This is a genomic window from Occultella glacieicola, from assembly GCF_004353825.1.
GTDB classification, from domain to species: Bacteria; Actinomycetota; Actinomycetes; order Actinomycetales; family Beutenbergiaceae; genus Occultella; species Occultella glacieicola.
Window position 1 is genome coordinate 48,900 of sequence record NZ_SMNA01000002.1, and the last position, 19,782, is coordinate 68,681.

Consider the following 19,782-nt stretch of genomic DNA (forward strand, 5'->3'; position numbering starts at 1 on the left):
ACGATGACGCCATGCCCCCGACGACCGTGCGCGTGCCGTTCACGCCCCCGCTCGATGCGGACGCCCTCTGGGACTATCTGGCCGCGCGGATCATCGGCGGGATCGAGGAGATCGACGCACACACCTACCGCCGCACGCTCTCGCTGCGGCACGGGCCGGGCGTGATCGCGATCGCGCGACCGCGAGCCGGCGAGTCGTCGCTGGCCGTGGCGGTGACCGCAGCTCCGGCAGACCTCCAGGCGGCGGCCGACGCCGCCGGTCGGATCGCGGACGTGGGCGCCGATCCCGCGGTGATCCTGGCGGGCCTCGGCGAGCACCCGTGGCTCGGACCACTCGTGCGCGAGCGGCCGGGAGTGCGCGCGCCTGGGCAGGCCGGCGGGTTCGAAGTGGCGGTGCGGGCCGTGCTCGGCCAGCAGGTGTCCCTGGCCGCCGCGGGCACGCACACCTCGCGGCTGGCGCGGGCGATCGGAACCCCACTCGCCGAGCCGGACGGCGCCCTGACCCACCTGTTCCCGACGGCGGCCCAGCTCGCCCGGGTGGACCCGGACGACGGTGGGACGCTCGCGATGCCGGCCGGACGCCGTCGGGCCCTGATCGCGCTCGCCCGGGCCGCCGACGACGGACTCGACCTGGACGGCGGGCTCGATCCCGACGAGGCCGAGCGCCGTCTGCTCGCCCTGCCCGGGATCGGGCCGTGGACCACCCAGTACGTGCGCATGCGCGCCCTGGGCGATCCCGACGCCTACTGCGGGACGGACCTGGTGCTGCGCCGTGCCGCGGAGCGGCTCGCGGGTGGACCGGTCGACCCGGCCGGCGCGGCATTCGCGCCCTGGCGCACCTATGCGGCCCATCACCTGTGGCGGCAGGCCCACCTGGAGGCAGCATGACCGAGACGACCGTGGTGAGCAGCTACCGGCACGACGTGGACTCCCCGATCGGGCCGCTGGTGCTGCTCGCCGACGCGGACGGGGCGCTCACCGGTCTCCTGTACCCGGGGCACCGGACCATCACCCTGGCGGAGGGATCCGTCGCCGACCCCGCTCCCTTCCGGCCGGTGCAGGGCCAGCTCGAGGAGTACTTCGCGGGCGAGCGCACGGACTTCGACCTGCCGATGGCACCCCGCGGCACCCCGTTCCAGCGGGAGGCGTGGGCGCAGCTGCGGCTGATCCCGTACGGGCAGACCCGCACCTACGGTCAGATCGCCGCGAGCCTCGGCCAACCGGGCGCGGCACGTGCGGTCGGCCTGGCGAACAACCGCAACCCGATCTCGATCATCGTGCCCTGCCACCGGGTGATCGGGTCCACCGGCGCCCTGACCGGGTACGGGGGCGGCATCGAGGCGAAGAAGTACCTGCTGGACCTGGAGTCGCGGGGCTCGACGCTGTTCTGAGCCTCAGGTGGTGACCAGGTAGTCCTCGGCGTCGTCGTCCCAGCGCAGGCTCACGACGCCCGCCTCGGCGGCCGCCCGGCAGAACTGCAGGAAGTTGCGGTACCCGAGCGCCTTCTCGGAGAAGTCGGGGCGGCGCTTGCGCAGGTGGTTCTTCAGCCCGGAAAGTGCGGACGGCCCGTCGGAGGCGGCGACGACCGCCGCGAGGAGGGCGAACGCGTCGCCGGCCTCGTCCCGCTCGGGCAACGAGACCTCCGGGTCCCCGGCGGCCGGGCCGGTGCCCAGTTCGACGATGCCCCGCTCGGCCAGGTTCCGGAGCACCTCACCGAACGTGCGGTAACCGTGGTCGGACTCGCTGAACGTCGGGTCCTTACGCAGCAGGGTGCGCTTCAGGACCGAGGCGGTCACCGACGCGCCGGTCGAGGACTGCAGCCCGGCGAGCGTCTGCGCGACGAGCACGTCCAGGGCAGCGGCGTCGCCGGCGGCCTCGTCGTCATCGGCCTCGTCCGGGACCTCGGGTGACGGCACCGGGTCGGGGGCCGCCTTGAGGCGGGTCTCCCGGCGGGTCGTGGGCGCCTGCTCGGCGCGCCGAGCAGGCGTCGGCTCCGGCACGTCCACACCCTCGAGCCGGTCGTAGAACAGGAACTCGTCGCACGCCGGCGGCAGCAGCCGGGACGTCGACTTCTCCACGCCCACGCCGATGACGCGCTTGTTCAGTTCTCGCAGCTTGTGCACCAGCGGAGAGAAGTCGCTGTCCCCCGTGCACATGACGAACGTCGAGATGTAGTCGCGTTCGAACGCCATCTCGATCGCATCCACGACCATCTTGATGTCGGCGGCATTCTTGCGGGAGGCGCCCATGCGCTGCGGCATCTCGATCAGTTCCACCTGATGCCGGGTCAGGGAACGGCGGTCCTCGTCGAAGTAGGACCAGTCGGCGTAGGCCCGGCGCACCACGACGCGGCCGCGCACCGCCAACGCGTCGGCGATCGGACCGAAGTCGAACGCCATCCCACCCAGATGTTCACGTGCACCGAGAGCAAGGTTCTCGTAGTCGAGGAAGACGGCCAGGCGTTCTTCGGAGTCCATGGCCGTCAGCCTAGGTGCGCCCGGTCAGGTGCGCCGGTCCGGGCCCTGCCGGCCGGGTGCGTGGGGTGTGGCAGGGTGAGTGCCCATGACCCGGTTCAGCGATTTCGTCAGGGCGGGGAACCAGGGCGCGGACCCGGCCACCTACGAGATCGAGAACGCGGCCATGGACCCGGACGGCACGCTCTGGGCGCACCTGTCGAGTGTGGCGCCGTGGGCCGGCCGCCGTCTCCTCGACCTCGGGTGCGGCAGCGGCTTCTGGTTGCCCCGGTATGCCGAGGCCGCCGAGGTGATCGGGGTGGAGCCCGATCCCGAGCTCCTGCCCCTCGCGCGGGCCAGGCCTGGTGGCGCCCGGGTGCTCCCTGGCTCGGCCGAGCACCTCCCGCTGCCCGACGGTTCCGTGGACGTGGTGCACGCCCGGTTCGCCTACTTCTTCCCCGATCCCGACTTCGACCCCACGCCCGGCCTCGTCGAGGTCCAACGGGTCCTCGCCACCGACGGCGCGCTCGTGGTGATCGACAACGACCACGACGACGGCGAGTTCGCTGATCTGCTCGCCGTGAGCCCTTGGGCCGCGAAGCAGGGCACCGGCCCTCACATCCGGCGGTGGTGGCGTGAGCGCGGCGCCACCAGCGAACCGGTCCTGAGCAGCTGGAACTTCGAGAGCCGGGCCGACCTCGAGGCGGTGCTCCGCCTGGAGTTCCCGGCTGAGGTGGTCGACCCGTGGCTGACGGCGCATCCGCACCGGCTCGGCCTCAGCTACGGGTACGTGGTGCACACCTGGCGCCCGCGGGGGCCGGGCCGGCACCTGGCCTGAGCGGCTCTTTCGCGGGCGTCATCGTCGGGCTGATCACCACCGGCGCACTCGACGCGCACCTCGGCACCGTTCAGGCGGCCATCAGCAAGCGTCACCAGGTTCGGGTGCGGGATGCGTCCAACCAGGCGGCCGCACAGCTCCGGGTCGGTGATCGAGTCACCCTGACCGAGCAGATCCGGCCGTTGTACCTCAAGGGAGCCACGGGGACAGTGACCGGCTGTGCGTCCCGGAACGCCATCGTCCATCTCGATCAGCCGAGGGGTCGCTTCGACGGCGCCGAGATCCGCTGCCCACCGCTGGGACTACGGCGCCTGCAGGCCTAGCTTCCCGCGCCGACCGCGGAGGTCTCGCGCAGGTCGGCCTCGCGCTGGTCGTAGTCCGCGCGGGCCCGGGCGATCTCCTCCTGGTGCGCCTCGGTCCACACCACGAGCGACTTGATCGTCGCGTGCAGTGTGCGCCCGAGCGGGGTCAGGGCATAGTCGACCCGGGGCGGCACGACCGGATGGACGGTGCGCTCGACCAGTCCGTCCCGCTCGAGGTGACGCAGCGTGCGGGTCAGCATCCGCTGGCTGATGCCGTCGATCTCACGCTTCAGCTCGGTGAACCGCAGGCTGCGGCGGTCGAGCAGCGCGATGGCGAGCAGCGACCACTTGTCCGCGATCCGGTCCAGGATCTGGCGGACCTCACAGTCCTCGCGGGCATCCCACTGCCAGACGTCGTAGTCGGTGTGGCGGTCCGTCGTGAGCGCGGTATCCGCAGAGGAACCGAGGGACTGAGAAGTGCCTTCTTCCATGGCAGTCCATCGTGCCGCAGGCTGGGCGAGGTTACAAGAAGTAACCGACCAGCAGTCGGGGAACCACTCGGGTCGACCCGGCGTGAAGCGGACGGACGCAGCGATGGAACAACGGACCGCCACCAGGATGAGCGCGCGCGACCTCGGGGTGCTGGTGGTCCTGTGTGGGGCGATCTTCCTCGAGGGCAGCGACGTCGCGATGCTGAACGTGGCCCTCCCCGCGATCCGTGCCGACCTTGGCCTGACCACCACCGAGCTGAGCGGGGTCATCACCGCGTACGTGGTGGGCTATGGCGGGTTCATGCTCCTCGGTGGGCGCGCGGCCGATGTCTTCGGGCGGCGCCGGATGTTCCTGACCTGGCTGGTGGTGTTCCTGCTGTTCTCCGGTCTCGGCGGGTTCGCGACCGAGGGCTGGATGCTGCTCCTGGCCAGATTCGTGACCGGCGTCGCGGCGGGCTTCCTGACGCCGGCAGGGATCTCGCTCATCACGACCTCGTTCGCCGAGGGCCCCGCGCGCAACCGGGCCCTGATCATCTACGGAGCGGCCGGCGCGGCGGGGTTCTCGCTGGGTCTGGTGGCCGGCGGGCTGCTCACCGCGATCGGCTGGCGGTGGGTGTTCTTCGCCCCGGTGCTGATCGCCGCGGTGCTGCTCGCGCTGGCGGTCCCGCTGCTCACCGAACCACCCGTCGTGGGGCGCCGCGGCCGGCTCGGGTTGGTGGCGGCGCTCACCCTGACGGCTTCGATGGTGCTGTTCGCGTTCGGGCTGACCCTCCTCGAGCGGGTCCACGAGATGGGGGTGCAGGCGCTCGGCACGCTGCTCCTGGCCACCGCGCTGCTGGTCGTCTTCGCGCTCGGTCAACGCCGGGCCGCGGACCCGCTGATCCGGCCGGGCCTGCTGCGCGCACCGGGTCTGGCCGCCGCGAACGTGACCGCGCTGGCCTTCGCCGGCTCCTTCTACGGGTTCCAGTTCCTGACCACCCTCTATCTCCAGGAACTGCGCGGCTGGACCCCGCTGCAGACCGGGCTCGCCATGCTGCTGATGGCGCTCGATGTGGTCCTCGCACCGACGCTCGCGCCGCGGCTCGTGCAGCGGTTCGGAGTACGCCGGGTGATCGCAGCCGGGCTCCTCGCGGGCCTGCTCGCCTACTCCCTGTTCCTGCGCGCGGACCTGGACTGGGCCTACGCCGCGATGGTGCCGACGATGGTTGGCATCGGCTTCATGTTCGCTCTCGTCTACGGCCCGCTCGCGATCGCCGCGACCGACGGGGTCGCGGGGTCGGACCAGGGGGTCGCCGGAGGCCTGCTCAACACGTCCCTGCAGTTCGGCGCCGCCCTGGGAATCTCCGCCGCCACGGCGGTGCAGGTGGCGGCGGCGGGCGCGGCAACGGGACCGGAGGCAGGGCTGGACGCCATCCGCACGGCACTCGGCGTGCCGATCGTGTTCGTGTTGCTCGGTGCCGTGGTGATCACCGTCGGCGGCCGGCCGCGCTCCGGGCGGCGCGCCGCCCGGAGCGGTCAGTCGACGGTGGCGGAATCCGTGTCGGGCGCGACGCCGGCGGCGTGCTTGCCCCGGGACCCGGAGTCCGCGGACCCGTCGGATCCGGCGGCCTCGGCACCGGGGACCCGCTGACCTTTCCGGCGCTGCTCCCGGCGGGCCACCCGTCGCTCCCTGCGGCCCTCGACGAGCGAGTACAGCACCGGCACCAGCAGCAGGGTCAGGAACGTCGAGGTGATCAGTCCGCCGATCACCACCAGCGCCAGCGGCTGGGAGATGAACGCGCTGCCACCCGTGAGCCCGATCGCCATCGGGGTCAGCGCCCCGATCGTGGCCAGCGCGGTCATCAGGATCGGTCGCAGCCGGTGCCGGGCACCCTCCACGATGGCCTCCCGTAGCGGCCGCCCCTGCCGCCGGTACTGGTTGATCAGGTCGATCAGCACGATGGCGTTCGTGACCACCACGCCCACCAGCATCAGCGCCCCGATCAGCCCGGCCACCCCGAGCGGGGTGCCGGTGACCAGGAGCATGCCGATGGCGCCGGTGGCGGCGAACGGGATCGAGATGAGCAGGATCAACGGCTGCACCAGCGACTTGAACGTCGCGACCATCACCAGGTAGACGATCGCGATCGACAGCAGCAGGGCCAGGCCGAGGTTCGCGAACGCCTCCTCCTGATCGGCGATGACGCCGCCGATCTCGGCGGTCACGCCCTCGGGCAGGTCCAGGTCGTCGAGCGCCGCCTGCAGATCCGCGCTCTGGGTGGTCAGGTCCGCGCTCGTGGTAGCGGCGGTGATGGTCGCGCTGCGGCGGCCGTCGAGGCGGGTGATGGTGGCCGGCCGGTCGATCTGCTCCACGGTGGCGATCTCGCCGAGCGTGGTCACGCCGCCCGCGCCGGCGACCGGCAGGGCGCGCAGCGCCTCCACGCTCGTGGGGGACTCCCCGACCCGCATCACGATGTCGTTGGTCCCGGCCTCGGTGGTGAGGGTGCCGAGCGTCGCGCCGCTGAGCGCGGTGCGCACGGTCTGACCCACCATGGCCTCGGGGATGCCGAGCGCCGCGGCGGCGTCGCGGTCCACGACCACCTCGACGGTGGGCAGGTCCGCGGCGAGGTTCGAGGCCACGTCGGTGGTCCCGTTCACTCCGGCGACGGCCTCGAGCACCTGCGCGGAGGCGGTCGCCACGTCGTCGCCGTCGGGTCCGGTGACGACGACCTCGAGGCCGGACGAGAAGCCCGCCTGCCCGGCCGCGACGGTGACGGTCCCGGCTCCGCTGAGCCCGGCGACGCCGTCGCGCAGTTCCTCCTGCACGGCCGCGGTGTCCGCGTTCAGGTCCAGGGTGATCGAGATGGTGGTGCCGCCGCCGCCGGCGATCGCAAGGAGTCCCTCGGCGGAGCCGCCGGATACCTGGTAGGTCTGAACACCGTCGATGCCTGCGATGACCTCCTCGACCTGCGCGGCGGCGGCATCCTGCGCCGCCAGGGAGGTGCCTGGGGGCAGTTCCTGGGTCACGGTGAGGGTGTTCTGACCGGTGTCCCCGATGAACTCGGTCTCCAGCTGCGGTACGAGCGCCAGGGTGCCGCCGAGGATCGCGACGGCACCGATGACGGTGACCACCGGCCGGGCCAGGACCCCGCCGAGGGTCCGGACGAAGCCCCGCTGGAGGAGGCCGCGGCGCTCCTTCTGCTCCGCGGCCTGCCGGGCCCGCGCGGCGTCCGCCACGTCGGTGGGCACCGGGAGGAACCACCAGGCCAGGACCGGCACGATCGTCAGCGCCACCAGAAGGGAGGCGAGAAGTGCGAGGGCGACGGTGAAGGCGAACGGTCGGAAGAGCTCACCGACCAGGCCGCCGACCAGGCCCATCGGGACGAACACGGCGGCGGTGGCCACGGTGGAGGCGGTGATCGCGCCGGACACCTCACGAACGGCTCGCAGGATGGCGGTGCGCTTGTCCTCGCCGTAGGACAGGTGCCGTTCGATGTTCTCGATGACCACGATGGCGTCGTCGACCACCCGCCCGATGGACACGGTGAGCGCGGCCAGGGTGAACAGGTTCAGGGAGAAGCCGCCCACCTTGAGCCCGATCAGGGCCACCAGGAGCGAGAGCGGGATGGACAGTGCGGTCACCCCGGTGGGCCGCCACGCCCGTAGGAACAGCAGGATGACGACGATCGCGAAGACCAGTCCGAGCAGGCCCTCGGTGGTGAGGTCCTCGACCGACTGCTCGATGAACGGCGCCTGGTCGAACACGATCGAGATCTCGGCACCCTCCCCCAGGGCTGCCTCGAGATCGCCGAACAGATCCTGCACCGCGTGGGAGATCTCCACGGTGTTGCCGTCCGGGGCCCGGGTGATGGCGATCCCGAACGACGGCGCTCCGTTCGTGCGGGCGAAGGAGGTGGCGGCCGCATCGTCGAGGCTCACCTGCGCGACCGAGTCCAACGGGACCGGGCCGGTCGGGGTCAGCAGTGGGAGCGCGGCGACGTCCTCCACGCCGGCCAGCCGCTGGCCGACCTCCACGCTGAGCGTGGTGTCGCCCTCGGTGAGCGAGCCGGCGGGTATGACGATCCCGTTCGTGGTCAGGGCCGTGTTGATGGCGTCCACGCCCACGCCCGCGGCGGCCAGAGCCGCCGGGTCGACGGCAATCGTCACCACCTGCTCGGCGGTACCGGTCAGCGTGACGTCCCGGACGCCGTCGACCGCCTCGATCTGCGGAACCACGGACTCCGCGAGCACGGCCGCGGTGGCATCCGGGTCGGCGTCCGCGGTCACCGCGAGCTGGAGCACCGGCAGGTCGTCGAGGCTGCCGGCGAACACCTGGGCGTCCGCCTCCTCCGGCAGGCTCGTGGCGAGCCGGGACAGCGCCGACTGAAGTTCCTGCTGCGCCACCGTCGCGTCGGTTCCGTACTCGAGGGTGAGCAGCACCGTCGAGACGTTCGCGCTCGAGGTGGACGTACTGCTCTCCAACCCGCTCACGGCGCCGGTGGCCTGCTCGACGTACGTCGTGACCTGCTCCTCGACGATCTCCGGGGAGGCCCCGGGCAGGATCGTCACCACCCCGACCACGGGCAGTTCGAGCGACGGCATCAGCTCCTGCTTGAGCGTGGTGGTCGACCATAGCCCACCGAGCACGGCGAGGATCGTGGCCAGGGCCACGAGGGCACGATTGCCGAGGCTGAAACGGGCGAGGAACGTCACGAGCGGACTCCGATAGGATCGCAATGGTGAAAGAGAACCGAACAGTTCGGTTCAACCGAAGTAAGGGTACACGTGGGTCAGCACGACGATGAGCGGGACCACCTGATCGAGCAGGTCTTCGAGACCCAGCACGCGATGATGCGGTCGAGCCTGGCAGCGGAGCTCGAGCCGCTGCTGGACAGCACGCTGACGATGCAGCAGTTCAAGCTCCTCGCGATCGTGCACTTCCACGGCGAGCAGACGGTCTCCGGACTCGCCGAGGCCATGCGGGTCTCGATGCCGACGGTCTCCGGTGCCGTCGAGCGGCTCGTCGAACGCGACCTGCTGAGCCGCCGCGAGGACCCGGACGACCGTCGGGTGCGGCTGATCGGCCTCGCCGAGGCCGGCAAGCGGCTGTTCGCGGAGGCCGAGGCGACGAGGACCCGGCTCGGCCGGGACCTGCTCGGCGAGCTGGACCTGGATGCGCTGCGGGCCCTCGCCGGCGCCTACACGCAACTGGCGGACGCCGTCGAACGCAGACTGGGACCGAGCCGGTAGGCGCGATCCGGTCCGGCCCGGTCCGCCCCGGGCTCAGCCCAACCAGAGGCAGAACGGGTGGCCGTGCGGGTCCAGGCAGACCCGCACGTCCTCCTGGGGCTGGAACTGGGCGAGGGTGGCGCCGCAACCGAGGGCGAACCCGACCGACGTGTCCAGATCGGTCACCCTGATGTCGAGGTGCATCATCATCTGCTGGTGGTCGGCGGTGTTCGGCCACGCCGGTGGCGTGAAGACGTCCTCGAGCTGGAACGACAGGGAGATCCCGCCGGCGGGATTGCGCAGGTGGGCGTCGGTCTCCTCCACCCGGGCCACCTCCCAGCCGAGCAGCCGGGCGTAGAAGTGGGCGAGCGTCGCCGGGTCGGGCGAGCCGATGTTGATCGTGGTCAGGGTCAGGCTCGGTCGATCGGTCATGGATTCCTCTCCTCGCCCGCTCCGCGACGCTCGCGCCGGCTCAGAGTCCGGCGCCGGCCAGGCCGAGCCCGCGGGCGATCACCATCAGTTGCACCTCGGTGGTGCCCTCGCCGATCTCCAGCACCTTCGAGTCGCGGTAGTGCCGGGCCACGAGGTTCTCGTTGAGGTAGCCGTAGCCACCGAAGATCTGGGAGGCATCCCGGGCGTTCGCCATCGCCGCCTCGCTGCCGGTGAGTTTCGCGATGGACGCCTGCGTCTTGAACGACCCACCCGAGGCCATCTGCCGGGCGGCGTTCAGCCAGGTGAGCCGGGCGGTGTGCACCCGGGCCTGCATGCGGGCGATCATGAATGCGGTGTGCTGGTTCTGGGCGAGCGCCCGCCCGAACACCTCGCGCTCCTGGGCGTACCGGACCGCCTCCTCCAGGCAGCCCTGGGCCGCGCCGGTGCACAGGGCCGCGAAGGCGATCCGGCCCTCATCCAGGGACTCCAGGAAGTTCGCGTACCCGCGCCCTCGTTCACCGAGGAGGTTCGCCTCGGGCACCCGGACGTTCTCCAGCGTCAGCGGGTGCGTGTCGGAGGTGTGCCAGCCGACCTTGTCGTAGGGGGGCCCGACGGTGAGCCCTTCGGCGGGGACCGGCACCAGGATCGCGGAGAGTTCCTTCTTGACGGTGCCGTCGGCCCGGGTTGTCTGCCCGGTGACGGCGGTGATCGTGATGAGGCGGGTGATGTCGGTGCCGGAGTTCGTGATGAACTGCTTGGACCCGTTGATGACCCATTCGCCGTCGACGAGTTCCGCCGTCGTGCAGGTGCCGCCGGCGTCGGAGCCGGCCGCGGCCTCGGTGAGCCCGAACGCGGCGAGCGCCTCACCGGACGCGAACCGTGGGATCCACTCGCGCCGCTGCGCCTCGGTGCCGAACCGCATGATCGGCATGGCGCCCAGCCCGATGCCCGCCTCCAGGGTCACCCCGAGGCTCTGGTCCACCCGGCTGATCTGCTCCACGGCCAGACAGAAGGAGACGTAGTCGCCGCCACTGCCGCCGTACTCGGTCGGGAACGGCAGACCGAACAGGCCCAGGTCCCCCATCTGCTTGATGATGCCGTACGGCAGTTCGCGCTTCGTGTCGTACTCGTAGGACGCCGGCCGGACGACGGTGTCCGCGAACTCGCGGACCTGGTCGATCAGTTCCTGCTGCTGCGGCGTGAACCCGTAGGACATGCTCGTGACTCCCTCGTCGGATCTTGTGGATCGTGGCCCGGGTGGTGACCTTGTGGGTCGGTCCCGGGGGGCGTCGACGGCGATCGACCGGTCGCAGGGCCCAGTCACCTGCGACCGGTTTCCCCTGGCGAGCACACTCCTCGACGACGGCGTCCGGGCCCGAGTCTACCGGCGGCACCGCCGGGCGAGCCAGGAAAAGCACCCCGCACCTACCATCGACAGGGTGAGGCCACCCGTGCGCGTGACCCGCAGCGTAGGCGTCGCGGCCCCGCTGGCCGAGGTCTGGGACCGGGTCACGGCCCCCGCCGGCATCAACGACGAACTCGCACCGTTCCTCACCATGACCATGCCGGCGCGCTGGCGGGCCGAGACGATCGCGACCGTGCCGGTCGGCGAACACCTGGGCAGAGCGCACCTCCGGTTGGCCGGCCTGGTCCCGGTCGAGTACGACGACCTGTTCCTCGTCGCGGTGGCGGCCCCGACCATGTTCCATGAGCGTTCGGAGATGGTCACGGCCCGGGTCTGGGAGCACCGGCGCGAACTCGTCGCCCTCGCCGACGAGTACACCCGGGTCACCGACGAGGTGACGATGGTCCCCCGGTTCCCGCTGCCCGGGCGTCGCGTGCGGGTGCTGATCGATGCCCTCTTCGCGCACCGCCACCGCCGGCTACAGGCCTGGGCCCACTCGCGCTGAGGCGTGCGCCGGTCTCAGGCCGGACCCATCTCCTCCGACGCCTCCATGCCGCCGAGTCCGCCTTCGCGGGCCCGCACGATCAGCGTCGGCCTGCTCGAGACCGACAACTTCGTCAGGATGGTCGTCACATGATTGCGGACCGTCTTCGGGCTGAGCACCAGCCGGCGGGCGATGGCCGCGTTGTCATGGCCGCGGGCGACCAGGTCGAGAACCTCGCGTTCCCGCGCGGACAGTTCCGGGAACGGCACGCGGACCGCGGTGCGCCCGGACACGAGCGTGGACATCGCCCGGGCCGCGACTTGGGGACCGAGGATCATCTCCCCGTTGGCCACCGCCCGGATCGCCCGTTCCACCGCGTCCGGGCCGGCGGTCTTGAGCAGGTAGCCCCGCGCGCCGCAGCGAACCGCCGCGACCACGGCCTCCTCGTCGTCGCTCATGGTGATCACCAGGACGGCGAGCCCGCGATGGGCACGGACGAGGTCCCGGGTCACCTCGATGCCGGAGTCGCCGCCGAGGTGCAGGTCCATCAGCACCACGTCCACGTCCGCGGTCACCAGCGCGCGGGCCTCGGCGGCGTCGGCCGCCTGACCCACGACCACGACGCCGGGAAGGGAGCCGAGCAGGCCGGTCATGCCGAGCCGGAACACCGGGTGGTCGTCGACGATGGCGACCCGGATCGGCCCGGTCATGGCGTCCCCACGGTGCCCACAGTGCCCACAGTGCCCGCAGTGCCCACAGTGCCCACAGTGCCCACGGTCTCGGGAGTCCCGGTGGCCACGCCCGGCGGGCGCACGGGGACGATGGCCTCGACCGCAGTGCCGTGCGGGAGCAGGTGGTGCACCTCGACCGTCCCGCCCAGATCCTGGGCGCGTTCGCGCATCGACCGGGTGCCGACCCCGGCGCGCGCGTCGCTGCGGTAGCCCGCGCCGTCGTCCCGGCAGGACACGCGCACGGTCGGTCCGTCCTCGAGTACCTCCAGGTCGCACCCGTCGGCGCCGCTGTGCCGGGCCGCGTTCAGCACGGCCTCGGACGCGATCCCGTAACAGCCGGCGGCCACGGCCTCCGGCAGGTCCGAGTCGACGGCGTACCGCAGGCGCACGTCGAAACCGCTCTGCCGGTGCCGGGCCACCAGTTCCACGAGGGCCGGCTCGAGCCCGAGCTCCTCGAGCACCGGCGGCAACAGCGTGCGCGCGATCGTGCGGACGTCCTCGATCCGCTGGTCGAGTTCGTGCTGCAGCGTCCGCAGCATCCGGCCGGCCTCCGCCGGGTCGTCCGCGATGGTGTTCGCCACCCCCTGCAGGCCGAGCCGCAGGCCGGCCAGCCATGGCCCGAGCCCGTCGTGCAGTTCCCGCCTGATCACCCGGCGCTCCTGCAGCCGCGCGTCGGTCAGCCGGCGACGGGTCCGCGCGAGCTCCTCGGCCGTGCGGGTGAGCACAAGACCGGCGGTGATCACGGCCGCGAGCTCGTCGAGGGCACCACGGGTGGTGAGGTCGAGGGTCTCGCCGGGTCGCGGCGTCGCCTCCAGGGTCCCTATCGTCCGTTCCCCGGAGACCAGTGGAAGGGCCACGGGCGTGCCGGTCGGGGAGCCCCAACCAGCCAGCACCGGTCCCGGCGGCTGCCGGAGCGTCGCATCCGCCGGCGGCGCGGCCCACTCGGTGCCGCGCACGGTCACCGATTCCAGCCGCAGGGCGGTCCCGACGCTCTCGACGAGCGAGGTGAGCAGGCCCTCGTCCGTGCCGGTTCGTCCGATCCGGGTGCCCATCGACCCGGCCACCCGCCAATGGTCGTGCGCGACCCCGTACACCAGCCGCCGGATGCGCGCGGCGAACCACAGACGTGTCGGTCCGACCGCGATGACCACCGCGGCGGCCGCGGCCGCCTGGGCGACGCCCTGTCCCGGGACCAGCACCCCGGCGAGCAACGCGGCGACGAGATAGATCCCCGCGAGCGCCGCCGTCAGCACCCCGGCCAGGAGCGCTCGCGAGACCGCCAGCTCGATGCCCCAGAGCCGCTGCCGAAGGATCACGGTGAGGATCGCCGCTGGGAACAGCGCCTGGCTGGCCAGGTGCAGCGCCGGGGTCAGCCAGTCCGGCACGGTCCCCACCGGCGCCAGCAGCGGCACGAACGACACGGCGAGCACCAAGGTGCCCAGGCCGAGCCAGCCCAGACCGACCGCCTCGGACTCGGGCGACCTCCGCCGTCGGACCTCCACCGCGGCCGCGGTGACCGCCCCGAAGCCGACGGCGGCAACGAGCACCCCCGCGAGCATCGCGTAGTTGCCCGCCAGGCTCGCCGCCAGGGCGGCGACGCTGATCAGTCCCCCGGTCGCGGGCCCCCACCAGGCGGACCCGAGCGGTCGCTCCCGGACCAGCCACGGCACCACGAGGAACAACGCGAGGGTGCCCGGGACCCAGGCCCAGCCGAACGTGTCCGCGAGCGGGCCGGGCGTCAGGCCCCGGCTCTCGGTGAACATGCGCCACCCGCCGCCGAGCGCGGACAGTCCGCCACCGAGCGCCGTGAGCGCCACCAGGTAGCCGACCGGGTGGCGGCGTCGGGACAGGACGAGGGCCGCGACCGCCCCGTAGACGAGGCCGACCATGACATCCACGATCAGGAACAGGTCGTCGACCGTGCCGACCGGTCGGGCGGCCAGGAACAGCAGCAGACCGAGGAACGCGAGGAGTCCGGGCAGTCCGGCCGCCCAGGCCGCCACGAACCCCGGGCGCGGCGGTCCGTGACCGCCGCGTCCGCCGTCGCCGGGCTCTGACATGAGCAAACTGTAGGGACGATCAGCGCCCCGCCGAGGCGAATTCCGGCCGTGATTGCGCGCGCAGCGCCGCGAGCCCCACGACGAGCAGCCAGATCGGGCCGACGAAGCCCGCCATGTACTGCAGCGGGGAGACCCCGACCAGGACGATCAAGGCGCCGAGGACCACGCTGACCAGACCGACGACGCGACCGAATGCGCCGTGCCGGATTGCGGCCAGGCCGAGGGCGAGCCCGCTCACGCCGGCGGTGACCCAGAGCCAGGGGATCGTCGCTACCCAGTGCGAGTAGAACGACACGTCGGTGGCGACCAGCAGTTCCGGTTCGGTCAGCCCGAACACGAACTCGGTGTCCAGGCCCGATCCCAGCACGAGCACGGCCGAGAGCACGACCAGCCCGACAGCGGCCACGCCCGGCAGGAGCGACCCGGCCGGGGTGCGACGGGTCAGGTGTCGGTGCAGCCCGACAGCGAACGGGATCAGCGCCAGCCCGGCGACGATGGTCGCGACGTGGAAGCCGAGGAGCTGCGGCACCATCGTGGAAAGGTGCGCGGTGATCGACTCCGGGGTCGGTGGCGCCGCCGGGTCGTACGCTGGGCTGACGGTCAGCGACAGGTAGATGCTCGCCATCCCCGCCAGGCCCGCTCCGACGCCGGCGAGGGCCCAGCCGCGGGACGTGCGCTCCGGCGCCGGACCGCTCGGCGGCACCCGATGGGACGCAACGGCATGAGTGGACATGATGGTTCTCCTTCACACACCCGCCGGGGCCGGTCACCGTGACCGGGGCGCGCGGGCTGAGGAACGCCATGCTCGGTGACCCACCGTCCCGGCCGACAGGGCCGTGCGTCCCGGGATGCCGGGCAGTTCCGGCGGGACCGGGTCGAGGGACCCTCAGACGCAGGTGACGCAGGTCCGAGCGGCCGGCCGGGCCTCGAGCCGAGCGGCCGGGATCGGCCGACCGCATCGCTCGCAGACGCCGTACGTCCCGTCCGCGGCCCGGACCAGGGCCGCGTCCAGCTCCTCGCGTTCGCGCTCCGCGTCGGCGATCAGAGAACCGATCTGGGCCCGGTCGTAGGCGATCGTCGAGCCCTCCGGGTCGTGCTCGTCGTCGGCGTTCGACGACGCCGAGGAAGCCACGATCTCGGCGTGGGACGCGGTCAGGCCGCGCAGCCGCGCCTCGAGCGTGGCTCGCCGCTCGCGCAGCCGGGCCTGGGGGTCGACGGGCATGTGGAGGCAACGCGGCGTGAGGCACGGGCATTCCACCTCGCCCGCGCCCGGTGGGTCAGTCGATCCGCAGGAACTCCCGCACCGCCTCGGTACCGGTGAGGGTGACGTCCGGCAGCCGTGCGGACGCGTTCGCCTCCCAGTCCGCCCGGTCCAGGCGATAGTGCAGCTTCTCGGCGGGCTTGCCCTCGCGGGCCTCCAGCCGCACCCCGTTCGTGGTGTAGCCGAGTTTGCGGGTGACCCCGTTGGAGGGTCCGTTGTCCGCCCAGGCGCTGGTGGTGGCGATCTCGGCGCCGAGGCCGGCGAACGCCAGGTGCAGCATCAGCGCCCGCATCCGGGTCCCGACACCGTGGCCCTGGTGGGCGCGGCCCAGCCAGGAGCCGGTCTCGACGGTGTGGGCCACCGTGAAGTCCCGTGCGTCGATCGCCTGGATCCCGGCCGGCACACCGTCCACGACGACGCCGAGCTCGATCGTCCAGCCCGCGGGTGACATCGCCGCACGCTTGCCCCATTCGTAGGCGAGCACGCTGCGGGCCACCTCCGCCGGGGTCCCGCGCGTCCACGGGTGGTCGAACGGCATGAAGCCCTCGGCATGCACCCCGGCGGCGGCGACGGCGGCGACGGCGAACAGCAGGTCGTCGTCGAGGTAGCGCAGTTCGAGGTCGCCCGACCGAGCGGAGAGACCCGGGAAGGGCCAGAGGGCAGCAGGGCTCAGGCCCTCGTCGGGGTGGATCTCGGCATGCGTGCGGCGTTCGGGCATGCGTCACCCTAGCCGTCGACATCGGCGGCGATCACGCTCAATTCGGGCGCGTCACGTTGGACGACGGACGACCCTGATCGGTTGAATGGGACGGAGCCGGTCGAACGGGTTGTTCGACCACGCGCCGAGGTGCGCTGGGAGACCCGAAGATGACCGAGGACCGACGTAAGCGGTGGTGGCGGGACCGGATCCGGGCGCTGCCCTGGGTGACCGCTCGAGCGCCGTGGTGGGTGGCGGCGGTGCTCGGGGTGATCCTGGTCGCGGCCGGGCTGGTGCTGGTGAGCCACCCGCTGGGGGCGCTCGGCGTCCTCGGCTTCTACGTCGGGGCGAGCTGCGTGGTCTCGGGCGTCGCCGACCTGCTGGGACGCGGCCCGGCGGCACTGCGCACTGGCGGGGTCGACAGCGCCGAACCGGCCGGTGCGACGTCGGCGCGGTCGCTGTCGGACCGGCTCCTCCCGTGGTTCTGGATCGCGGTCGGCGTCGTTGTGATCGTCTGGCTCGGACGCGACGTCGGCCTGTTCGGGCCGGCCATCGCGATCGCGATGATCGTGTCCGGCTGCGTATCGGTGCTGCGACCGATCGTCGGCCGGACCTGGCGGGGAGCACCCGAGGCGATGCTCGGGATCGCCGAGGTCACCTTCGGGGTACTGGCTCTGCTCTGGCCGGACGCCACCCTCATCGTGATCGCGGTGCTCTTCGGGGCTCGCACCGTTCTGTTCGGCCTGACGCTGCTGATCCGCGCCGGGCAACAGGTGTGGCGGCCCGGGCATCGTCCCGAACTCCGGGATCGCCGCACGGCGGTCCTGCGCTGGGTCGGCGCCGCGGCGGTGCTCGCGCTGGCCGTCGGTGCCGGATGGATCAGCCACACGTTGCGGGCCGGCATCCCCGTTGCGGACTCCTTCTTCGACACCCCGGGCGAGTTGCCGGACACCCCCGGGCACCTGATCCGGTGGGAGGAGTACTCCGGCAACCTGCCGGACGGGATGGTCGGCTTCCGGATCTTCTACACCACCACGAACGCCTGGGGCGAGGTCGTGCCCAGCAGCGGGATGCTCGCGGTCCCCGCGGATGCCGACGGTCCGGTCCCGCTGATCACCTGGGCACACGGGACGGTCGGGGTGGCCCGGGCCTGTGCCCCCTCGATCGGACCCGACGCCCTGACCGTCGGTGGCCAGCCGGCCGCAGCGCAGCTCGCGGACCTGGGCTGGGCGATGGTCGCGTCCGACTACCCCGGCATGGGCGCCGCAGGCGACGACCCGTACCTGATCGGTGAGGGTGAGGGCCGGGCGGTGCTGGACGCCGCCCGGGCCGCACGTCAGCTGGAGACCACGTCACTGTCCGACCAGACCGTCATCTGGGGACACTCCCAGGGCGGGCACGGGGCACTCTGGGCCGGGCAGCTGGCCGATGACTACGCACCGGACCTAAATGTCCTCGGCACCGCCGCACTCTCACCCGCGAGCAACCCGCGAGCCCTGGCGGACAGCGTCCTGGCCCACCCGGACGCGGCCGGGGCGACGCTCGGGATCGCGTTCGTGGTGGACTCCTACACCCGGTACTATCCGGACCTCGCCCTCGATGACACGGTGGTTCCGGCCGGCCGCACGATCGTGCGCGAGGCGGCGTCCCGGTGCACCGGCGAGGGCGGCACCCTGGTCACGATCCTGGCCGGCCTCTCGGTCGCCCGGGACCAGCCGATCGTGGACCCGGACGCGCTCGCCGGAACCTTCGGCGACCGGCTCACCGAGAACACGGCGACCGGCCCGTGGGCCGCGCCGGTGTTCATCGGACAGGGTGAGGCCGACGAGGTGATCGAGTTCGGGATCAACACCGACTATGTCGGTCTGCTCTGCGGTCAGGGCGTCGACGTCGAGTTCCACGGCTACCCCGACGGCACCCACATGAGCGTGCTCGCCACCGGGTCGCAACTGAACGCCGACGTCGTGCGGTGGACCCAGGAGCGGCTCGCCGGCAGTCCGTCGGAGCCGAACTGCCCGTGAGCCGGGCCCGCTCCCGTCAGCCGGCCTCGACCTCGGTGAACACCTCGTCGTAGATCGCGAGCGCCTGGGCCACCTCGTCATCGGTCACGATGCACGGCGGCACCACGTGGATCCTGTTCTCCGCGGCGAACACGAGCAGGCCGCGGTCCGCGCACGCGGCCTTGATCGCCCCGACCGTGGCCGGCGGCGCCGGGGTGCGCGCCTGCGGGTCCGTGACCAGGTCGAGGGCCCAGAACACGCCCATCCCCCGGACCTCGCCGATGATCGGATGCTTCTCGGCGAGCGCGCGCAGGCCCGGCCCGAGCACGTCGGTCCCGATCCGGTTCGCGTTGGCCACGATGCCCTCGGACTCCATCGCCCGCAGGGCCGCGAGGATGGACGCCGCGGCGAGCGGGTGTCCCGAGTAGGTGAGCCCACCGGGGAACACCGTGTCGTCGAACGTCTTCGTGATCGGCTCGGAGATCATCACCCCGCCGACCGGCACGTAGCCGGAGTTGACGCCCTTCGCGAACGTGACCAGGTCCGGGACCACCGTGCCGCCGTCGACCCCGTCCAGGGCGAGCCAGTGCCCGGTGCGGCCGAACCCGGCCATCACCTCGTCCAGGACCAGCATGATGCCGTGCCGGGTCGCCAGTTCCCGGACCCCGGTCAGGTACCCCGGCGGGGGCACGATCACGCCGGCGGTGCCGGGCACGGTCTCGAGCAGGATCGCCGCGATCGAGTTCGGCCCCTCACTGAGGATGACCCGCTCGAGGTGGTGCAGGGCGCGCTCGGTCTCCTGCTCCGGGGAGTCGGACCAGAACTCGGACCGGTACGGGAACGGCCCGAAGAAGTGCACATGCCCACGGGCGTACTCGTTCGGGATCCGCCGCCAGTCACCGGTGGCGACGACGGCGGCGCCCGTGTTCCCGTGGTAGCTGCGGTAGGTGGACAGCACCTTGTCCCGTCCGGTGTGCAGGCGCGCCATCCGGATCGCGTTCTCGACGGCGTCCGCCCCGCCGTTGGTGAGGAACACCTTCGTGAAACCCTCGGGTGCGTGCCGCAGGATCTCGGCGACGGCGCGGCCCCGGACCAGGTTCGCCGTCGGCGGGGCGATGGTGGCCAGCTCGGCCGCCTGCTCGGCGATCGCGGCGACCACCTTCGGGTGACTGTGCCCGATGTTGGTGTTGACCATCTGCGAGGAGAAGTCCAGGTACTCCCGCCCCGCGTGGTCCCAGAGCCGCGAGCCTTGGCCGCGGGCGATCGCGATCGGGTTCAGGTGCGCCTGCGCGGACCAGGAGTGGAAGACCTGTTTGTCCAGCGCCAGTGCCTCGGCGCCGAGGTCGGTGTCCGTCATCGATGATCAGCCTTCTGTTCTGGGTGGGCCGTACCCGGCGAGGCTATCGCCGGGCACGGCCCAG

The 19,782-nt window shown here is 72.2% G+C and carries 18 protein-coding genes; 7 read left to right on the plus strand and 11 right to left on the minus strand.

Annotated elements, in window-relative coordinates:
* Window positions 1–11 precede the first annotated feature (11 nt).
* A complete protein-coding gene (locus EXU48_RS03085; protein WP_133106139.1) occupies window positions 12–887 on the plus strand; it encodes a DNA-3-methyladenine glycosylase family protein in 876 nt (291 codons plus the stop codon).
* Entirely contained in the window at window positions 884–1,390 is a 507-nt protein-coding gene (locus tag EXU48_RS03090) for a methylated-DNA--[protein]-cysteine S-methyltransferase (RefSeq protein ID WP_133106140.1), read from the plus strand. Before EXU48_RS03085 ends, EXU48_RS03090 begins: the two co-directional genes overlap by 4 nt.
* A gap of 3 nt (window positions 1,391–1,393) precedes the next feature.
* Here the strand turns inward: EXU48_RS03090 and EXU48_RS03095 are convergent, their stop codons facing one another.
* On the minus strand, window positions 1,394–2,476 hold the full coding sequence (locus EXU48_RS03095) for a PIN domain-containing protein (protein WP_133106141.1): 1,083 nt from the start codon (window positions 2,474–2,476) through the stop codon (window positions 1,394–1,396).
* An 85-nt stretch (window positions 2,477–2,561) separates the two neighbouring features.
* Between EXU48_RS03095 and EXU48_RS03100 the strand changes: the two genes are divergently transcribed.
* Window positions 2,562–3,290, plus strand: a complete 729-nt coding sequence (locus EXU48_RS03100) for a class I SAM-dependent methyltransferase (RefSeq protein ID WP_133106142.1) — start codon at window positions 2,562–2,564, stop codon at window positions 3,288–3,290.
* Between the two features lie 319 nt (window positions 3,291–3,609).
* Here EXU48_RS03100 and EXU48_RS03105 read toward each other — a convergent pair whose 3' ends face one another.
* Entirely contained in the window at window positions 3,610–4,083 is a 474-nt protein-coding gene (locus tag EXU48_RS03105; RefSeq protein WP_133106143.1) for a winged helix-turn-helix transcriptional regulator, read from the minus strand.
* Between the two features lie 103 nt (window positions 4,084–4,186).
* Between EXU48_RS03105 and EXU48_RS03110 the strand changes: the two genes are divergently transcribed.
* On the plus strand, window positions 4,187–5,713 hold the full coding sequence (locus EXU48_RS03110; protein ID WP_207947610.1) for an MFS transporter: 1,527 nt from the start codon (window positions 4,187–4,189) through the stop codon (window positions 5,711–5,713).
* Here EXU48_RS03110 and EXU48_RS03115 read toward each other — a convergent pair.
* On the minus strand, window positions 5,599–8,775 hold the full coding sequence (locus EXU48_RS03115) for an efflux RND transporter permease subunit (protein ID WP_133106144.1): 3,177 nt from the start codon (window positions 8,773–8,775) through the stop codon (window positions 5,599–5,601). The genes EXU48_RS03110 and EXU48_RS03115 overlap by 115 nt on opposite strands.
* 72 nt (window positions 8,776–8,847) lie before the next feature.
* Between EXU48_RS03115 and EXU48_RS03120 the strand changes: the two genes are divergently transcribed.
* A complete protein-coding gene (locus EXU48_RS03120; protein ID WP_133106145.1) occupies window positions 8,848–9,312 on the plus strand; it encodes a MarR family winged helix-turn-helix transcriptional regulator in 465 nt (154 codons plus the stop codon).
* A gap of 33 nt (window positions 9,313–9,345) precedes the next feature.
* Here the strand turns inward: EXU48_RS03120 and EXU48_RS03125 are convergent, their stop codons facing one another.
* Window positions 9,346–9,723 (minus strand): VOC family protein, encoded by a 378-nt coding sequence (locus tag EXU48_RS03125; RefSeq protein ID WP_133106146.1) that lies wholly within the window; start codon window positions 9,721–9,723, stop codon window positions 9,346–9,348.
* Window positions 9,724–9,763: 40 nt separating this feature from the next.
* Window positions 9,764–10,939 carry an acyl-CoA dehydrogenase family protein gene (locus tag EXU48_RS03130; protein WP_133106147.1) on the minus strand — a complete coding sequence of 392 codons (1,176 nt, stop codon included), beginning with the start codon at window positions 10,937–10,939 and terminating at the stop codon, window positions 9,764–9,766.
* 223 nt (window positions 10,940–11,162) lie between these two features.
* On the opposite strand from EXU48_RS03130, the gene EXU48_RS03135 reads away from it, so the two are divergent.
* A complete protein-coding gene (locus tag EXU48_RS03135) occupies window positions 11,163–11,633 on the plus strand; it encodes a hypothetical protein (RefSeq protein WP_207947611.1) in 471 nt (156 codons plus the stop codon).
* A 14-nt stretch (window positions 11,634–11,647) separates the two neighbouring features.
* On the opposite strand, the gene EXU48_RS03140 is transcribed toward EXU48_RS03135, so the two are convergent.
* The 5 genes from EXU48_RS03140 to EXU48_RS03160 form a co-directional block, all read right to left on the minus strand.
* Window positions 11,648–12,322, minus strand: a complete 675-nt coding sequence (locus EXU48_RS03140) for a response regulator (RefSeq protein WP_133106148.1) — start codon at window positions 12,320–12,322, stop codon at window positions 11,648–11,650.
* Complete coding sequence (locus EXU48_RS03145; RefSeq protein WP_133106149.1) at window positions 12,319–14,403, minus strand: sensor histidine kinase; 2,085 nt, start codon at window positions 14,401–14,403, stop codon at window positions 12,319–12,321. The genes EXU48_RS03140 and EXU48_RS03145 overlap by 4 nt, the downstream gene beginning before the upstream one ends.
* A gap of 19 nt (window positions 14,404–14,422) precedes the next feature.
* On the minus strand, window positions 14,423–15,136 hold the full coding sequence (locus EXU48_RS03150) for a hypothetical protein (protein ID WP_207947612.1): 714 nt from the start codon (window positions 15,134–15,136) through the stop codon (window positions 14,423–14,425).
* 153 nt (window positions 15,137–15,289) lie between these two features.
* Complete coding sequence (locus EXU48_RS03155; RefSeq protein ID WP_133106150.1) at window positions 15,290–15,625, minus strand: TraR/DksA family transcriptional regulator; 336 nt, start codon at window positions 15,623–15,625, stop codon at window positions 15,290–15,292.
* 55 nt (window positions 15,626–15,680) lie between these two features.
* Window positions 15,681–16,382 carry a GNAT family N-acetyltransferase gene (locus tag EXU48_RS03160; protein WP_133106151.1) on the minus strand — a complete coding sequence of 234 codons (702 nt, stop codon included), beginning with the start codon at window positions 16,380–16,382 and terminating at the stop codon, window positions 15,681–15,683.
* Window positions 16,383–16,531: 149 nt separating this feature from the next.
* On the opposite strand from EXU48_RS03160, the gene EXU48_RS03165 reads away from it, so the two are divergent.
* Window positions 16,532–18,382 carry a lipase family protein gene (locus tag EXU48_RS03165; RefSeq protein WP_207947613.1) on the plus strand — a complete coding sequence of 617 codons (1,851 nt, stop codon included), beginning with the start codon at window positions 16,532–16,534 and terminating at the stop codon, window positions 18,380–18,382.
* 16 nt (window positions 18,383–18,398) lie between these two features.
* Here EXU48_RS03165 and EXU48_RS03170 read toward each other — a convergent pair whose 3' ends face one another.
* Window positions 18,399–19,718, minus strand: a complete 1,320-nt coding sequence (locus tag EXU48_RS03170; protein WP_133106152.1) for an aspartate aminotransferase family protein — start codon at window positions 19,716–19,718, stop codon at window positions 18,399–18,401.
* Window positions 19,719–19,782 lie beyond the last annotated feature (64 nt).

Bases quoted from the DNA above. Each gene is read 5' to 3' on its own strand.
- EXU48_RS03105 (WP_133106143.1), bottom strand. From the start codon at position 4,083: ATGGAAGAAGGCACTTCTCAGTCCCTCGGTTCCTCTGCGGATACCGCG.
- EXU48_RS03155 (WP_133106150.1), bottom strand. From the start codon at position 15,625: ATGCCCGTCGACCCCCAGGCCCGGCTGCGCGAGCGGCGAGCCACGCTC.
- EXU48_RS03090 (WP_133106140.1), top strand. From the start codon at position 884: ATGACCGAGACGACCGTGGTGAGCAGCTACCGGCACGACGTGGACTCC.
- EXU48_RS03170 (WP_133106152.1), bottom strand. From the start codon at position 19,718: ATGACGGACACCGACCTCGGCGCCGAGGCACTGGCGCTGGACAAACAG.
- EXU48_RS03160 (WP_133106151.1), bottom strand. From the start codon at position 16,382: ATGCCCGAACGCCGCACGCATGCCGAGATCCACCCCGACGAGGGCCTG.
- EXU48_RS03110 (WP_207947610.1), top strand. From the start codon at position 4,187: ATGGAACAACGGACCGCCACCAGGATGAGCGCGCGCGACCTCGGGGTG.
- EXU48_RS03130 (WP_133106147.1), bottom strand. From the start codon at position 10,939: ATGTCCTACGGGTTCACGCCGCAGCAGCAGGAACTGATCGACCAGGTC.
- EXU48_RS03150 (WP_207947612.1), bottom strand. From the start codon at position 15,136: ATGTCCACTCATGCCGTTGCGTCCCATCGGGTGCCGCCGAGCGGTCCG.
- EXU48_RS03165 (WP_207947613.1), top strand. From the start codon at position 16,532: ATGACCGAGGACCGACGTAAGCGGTGGTGGCGGGACCGGATCCGGGCG.
- EXU48_RS03140 (WP_133106148.1), bottom strand. From the start codon at position 12,322: ATGACCGGGCCGATCCGGGTCGCCATCGTCGACGACCACCCGGTGTTC.
- EXU48_RS03085 (WP_133106139.1), top strand. From the start codon at position 12: ATGCCCCCGACGACCGTGCGCGTGCCGTTCACGCCCCCGCTCGATGCG.
- EXU48_RS03145 (WP_133106149.1), bottom strand. From the start codon at position 14,403: ATGTCAGAGCCCGGCGACGGCGGACGCGGCGGTCACGGACCGCCGCGC.
- EXU48_RS03100 (WP_133106142.1), top strand. From the start codon at position 2,562: ATGACCCGGTTCAGCGATTTCGTCAGGGCGGGGAACCAGGGCGCGGAC.
- EXU48_RS03125 (WP_133106146.1), bottom strand. From the start codon at position 9,723: ATGACCGATCGACCGAGCCTGACCCTGACCACGATCAACATCGGCTCG.
- EXU48_RS03095 (WP_133106141.1), bottom strand. From the start codon at position 2,476: ATGGACTCCGAAGAACGCCTGGCCGTCTTCCTCGACTACGAGAACCTT.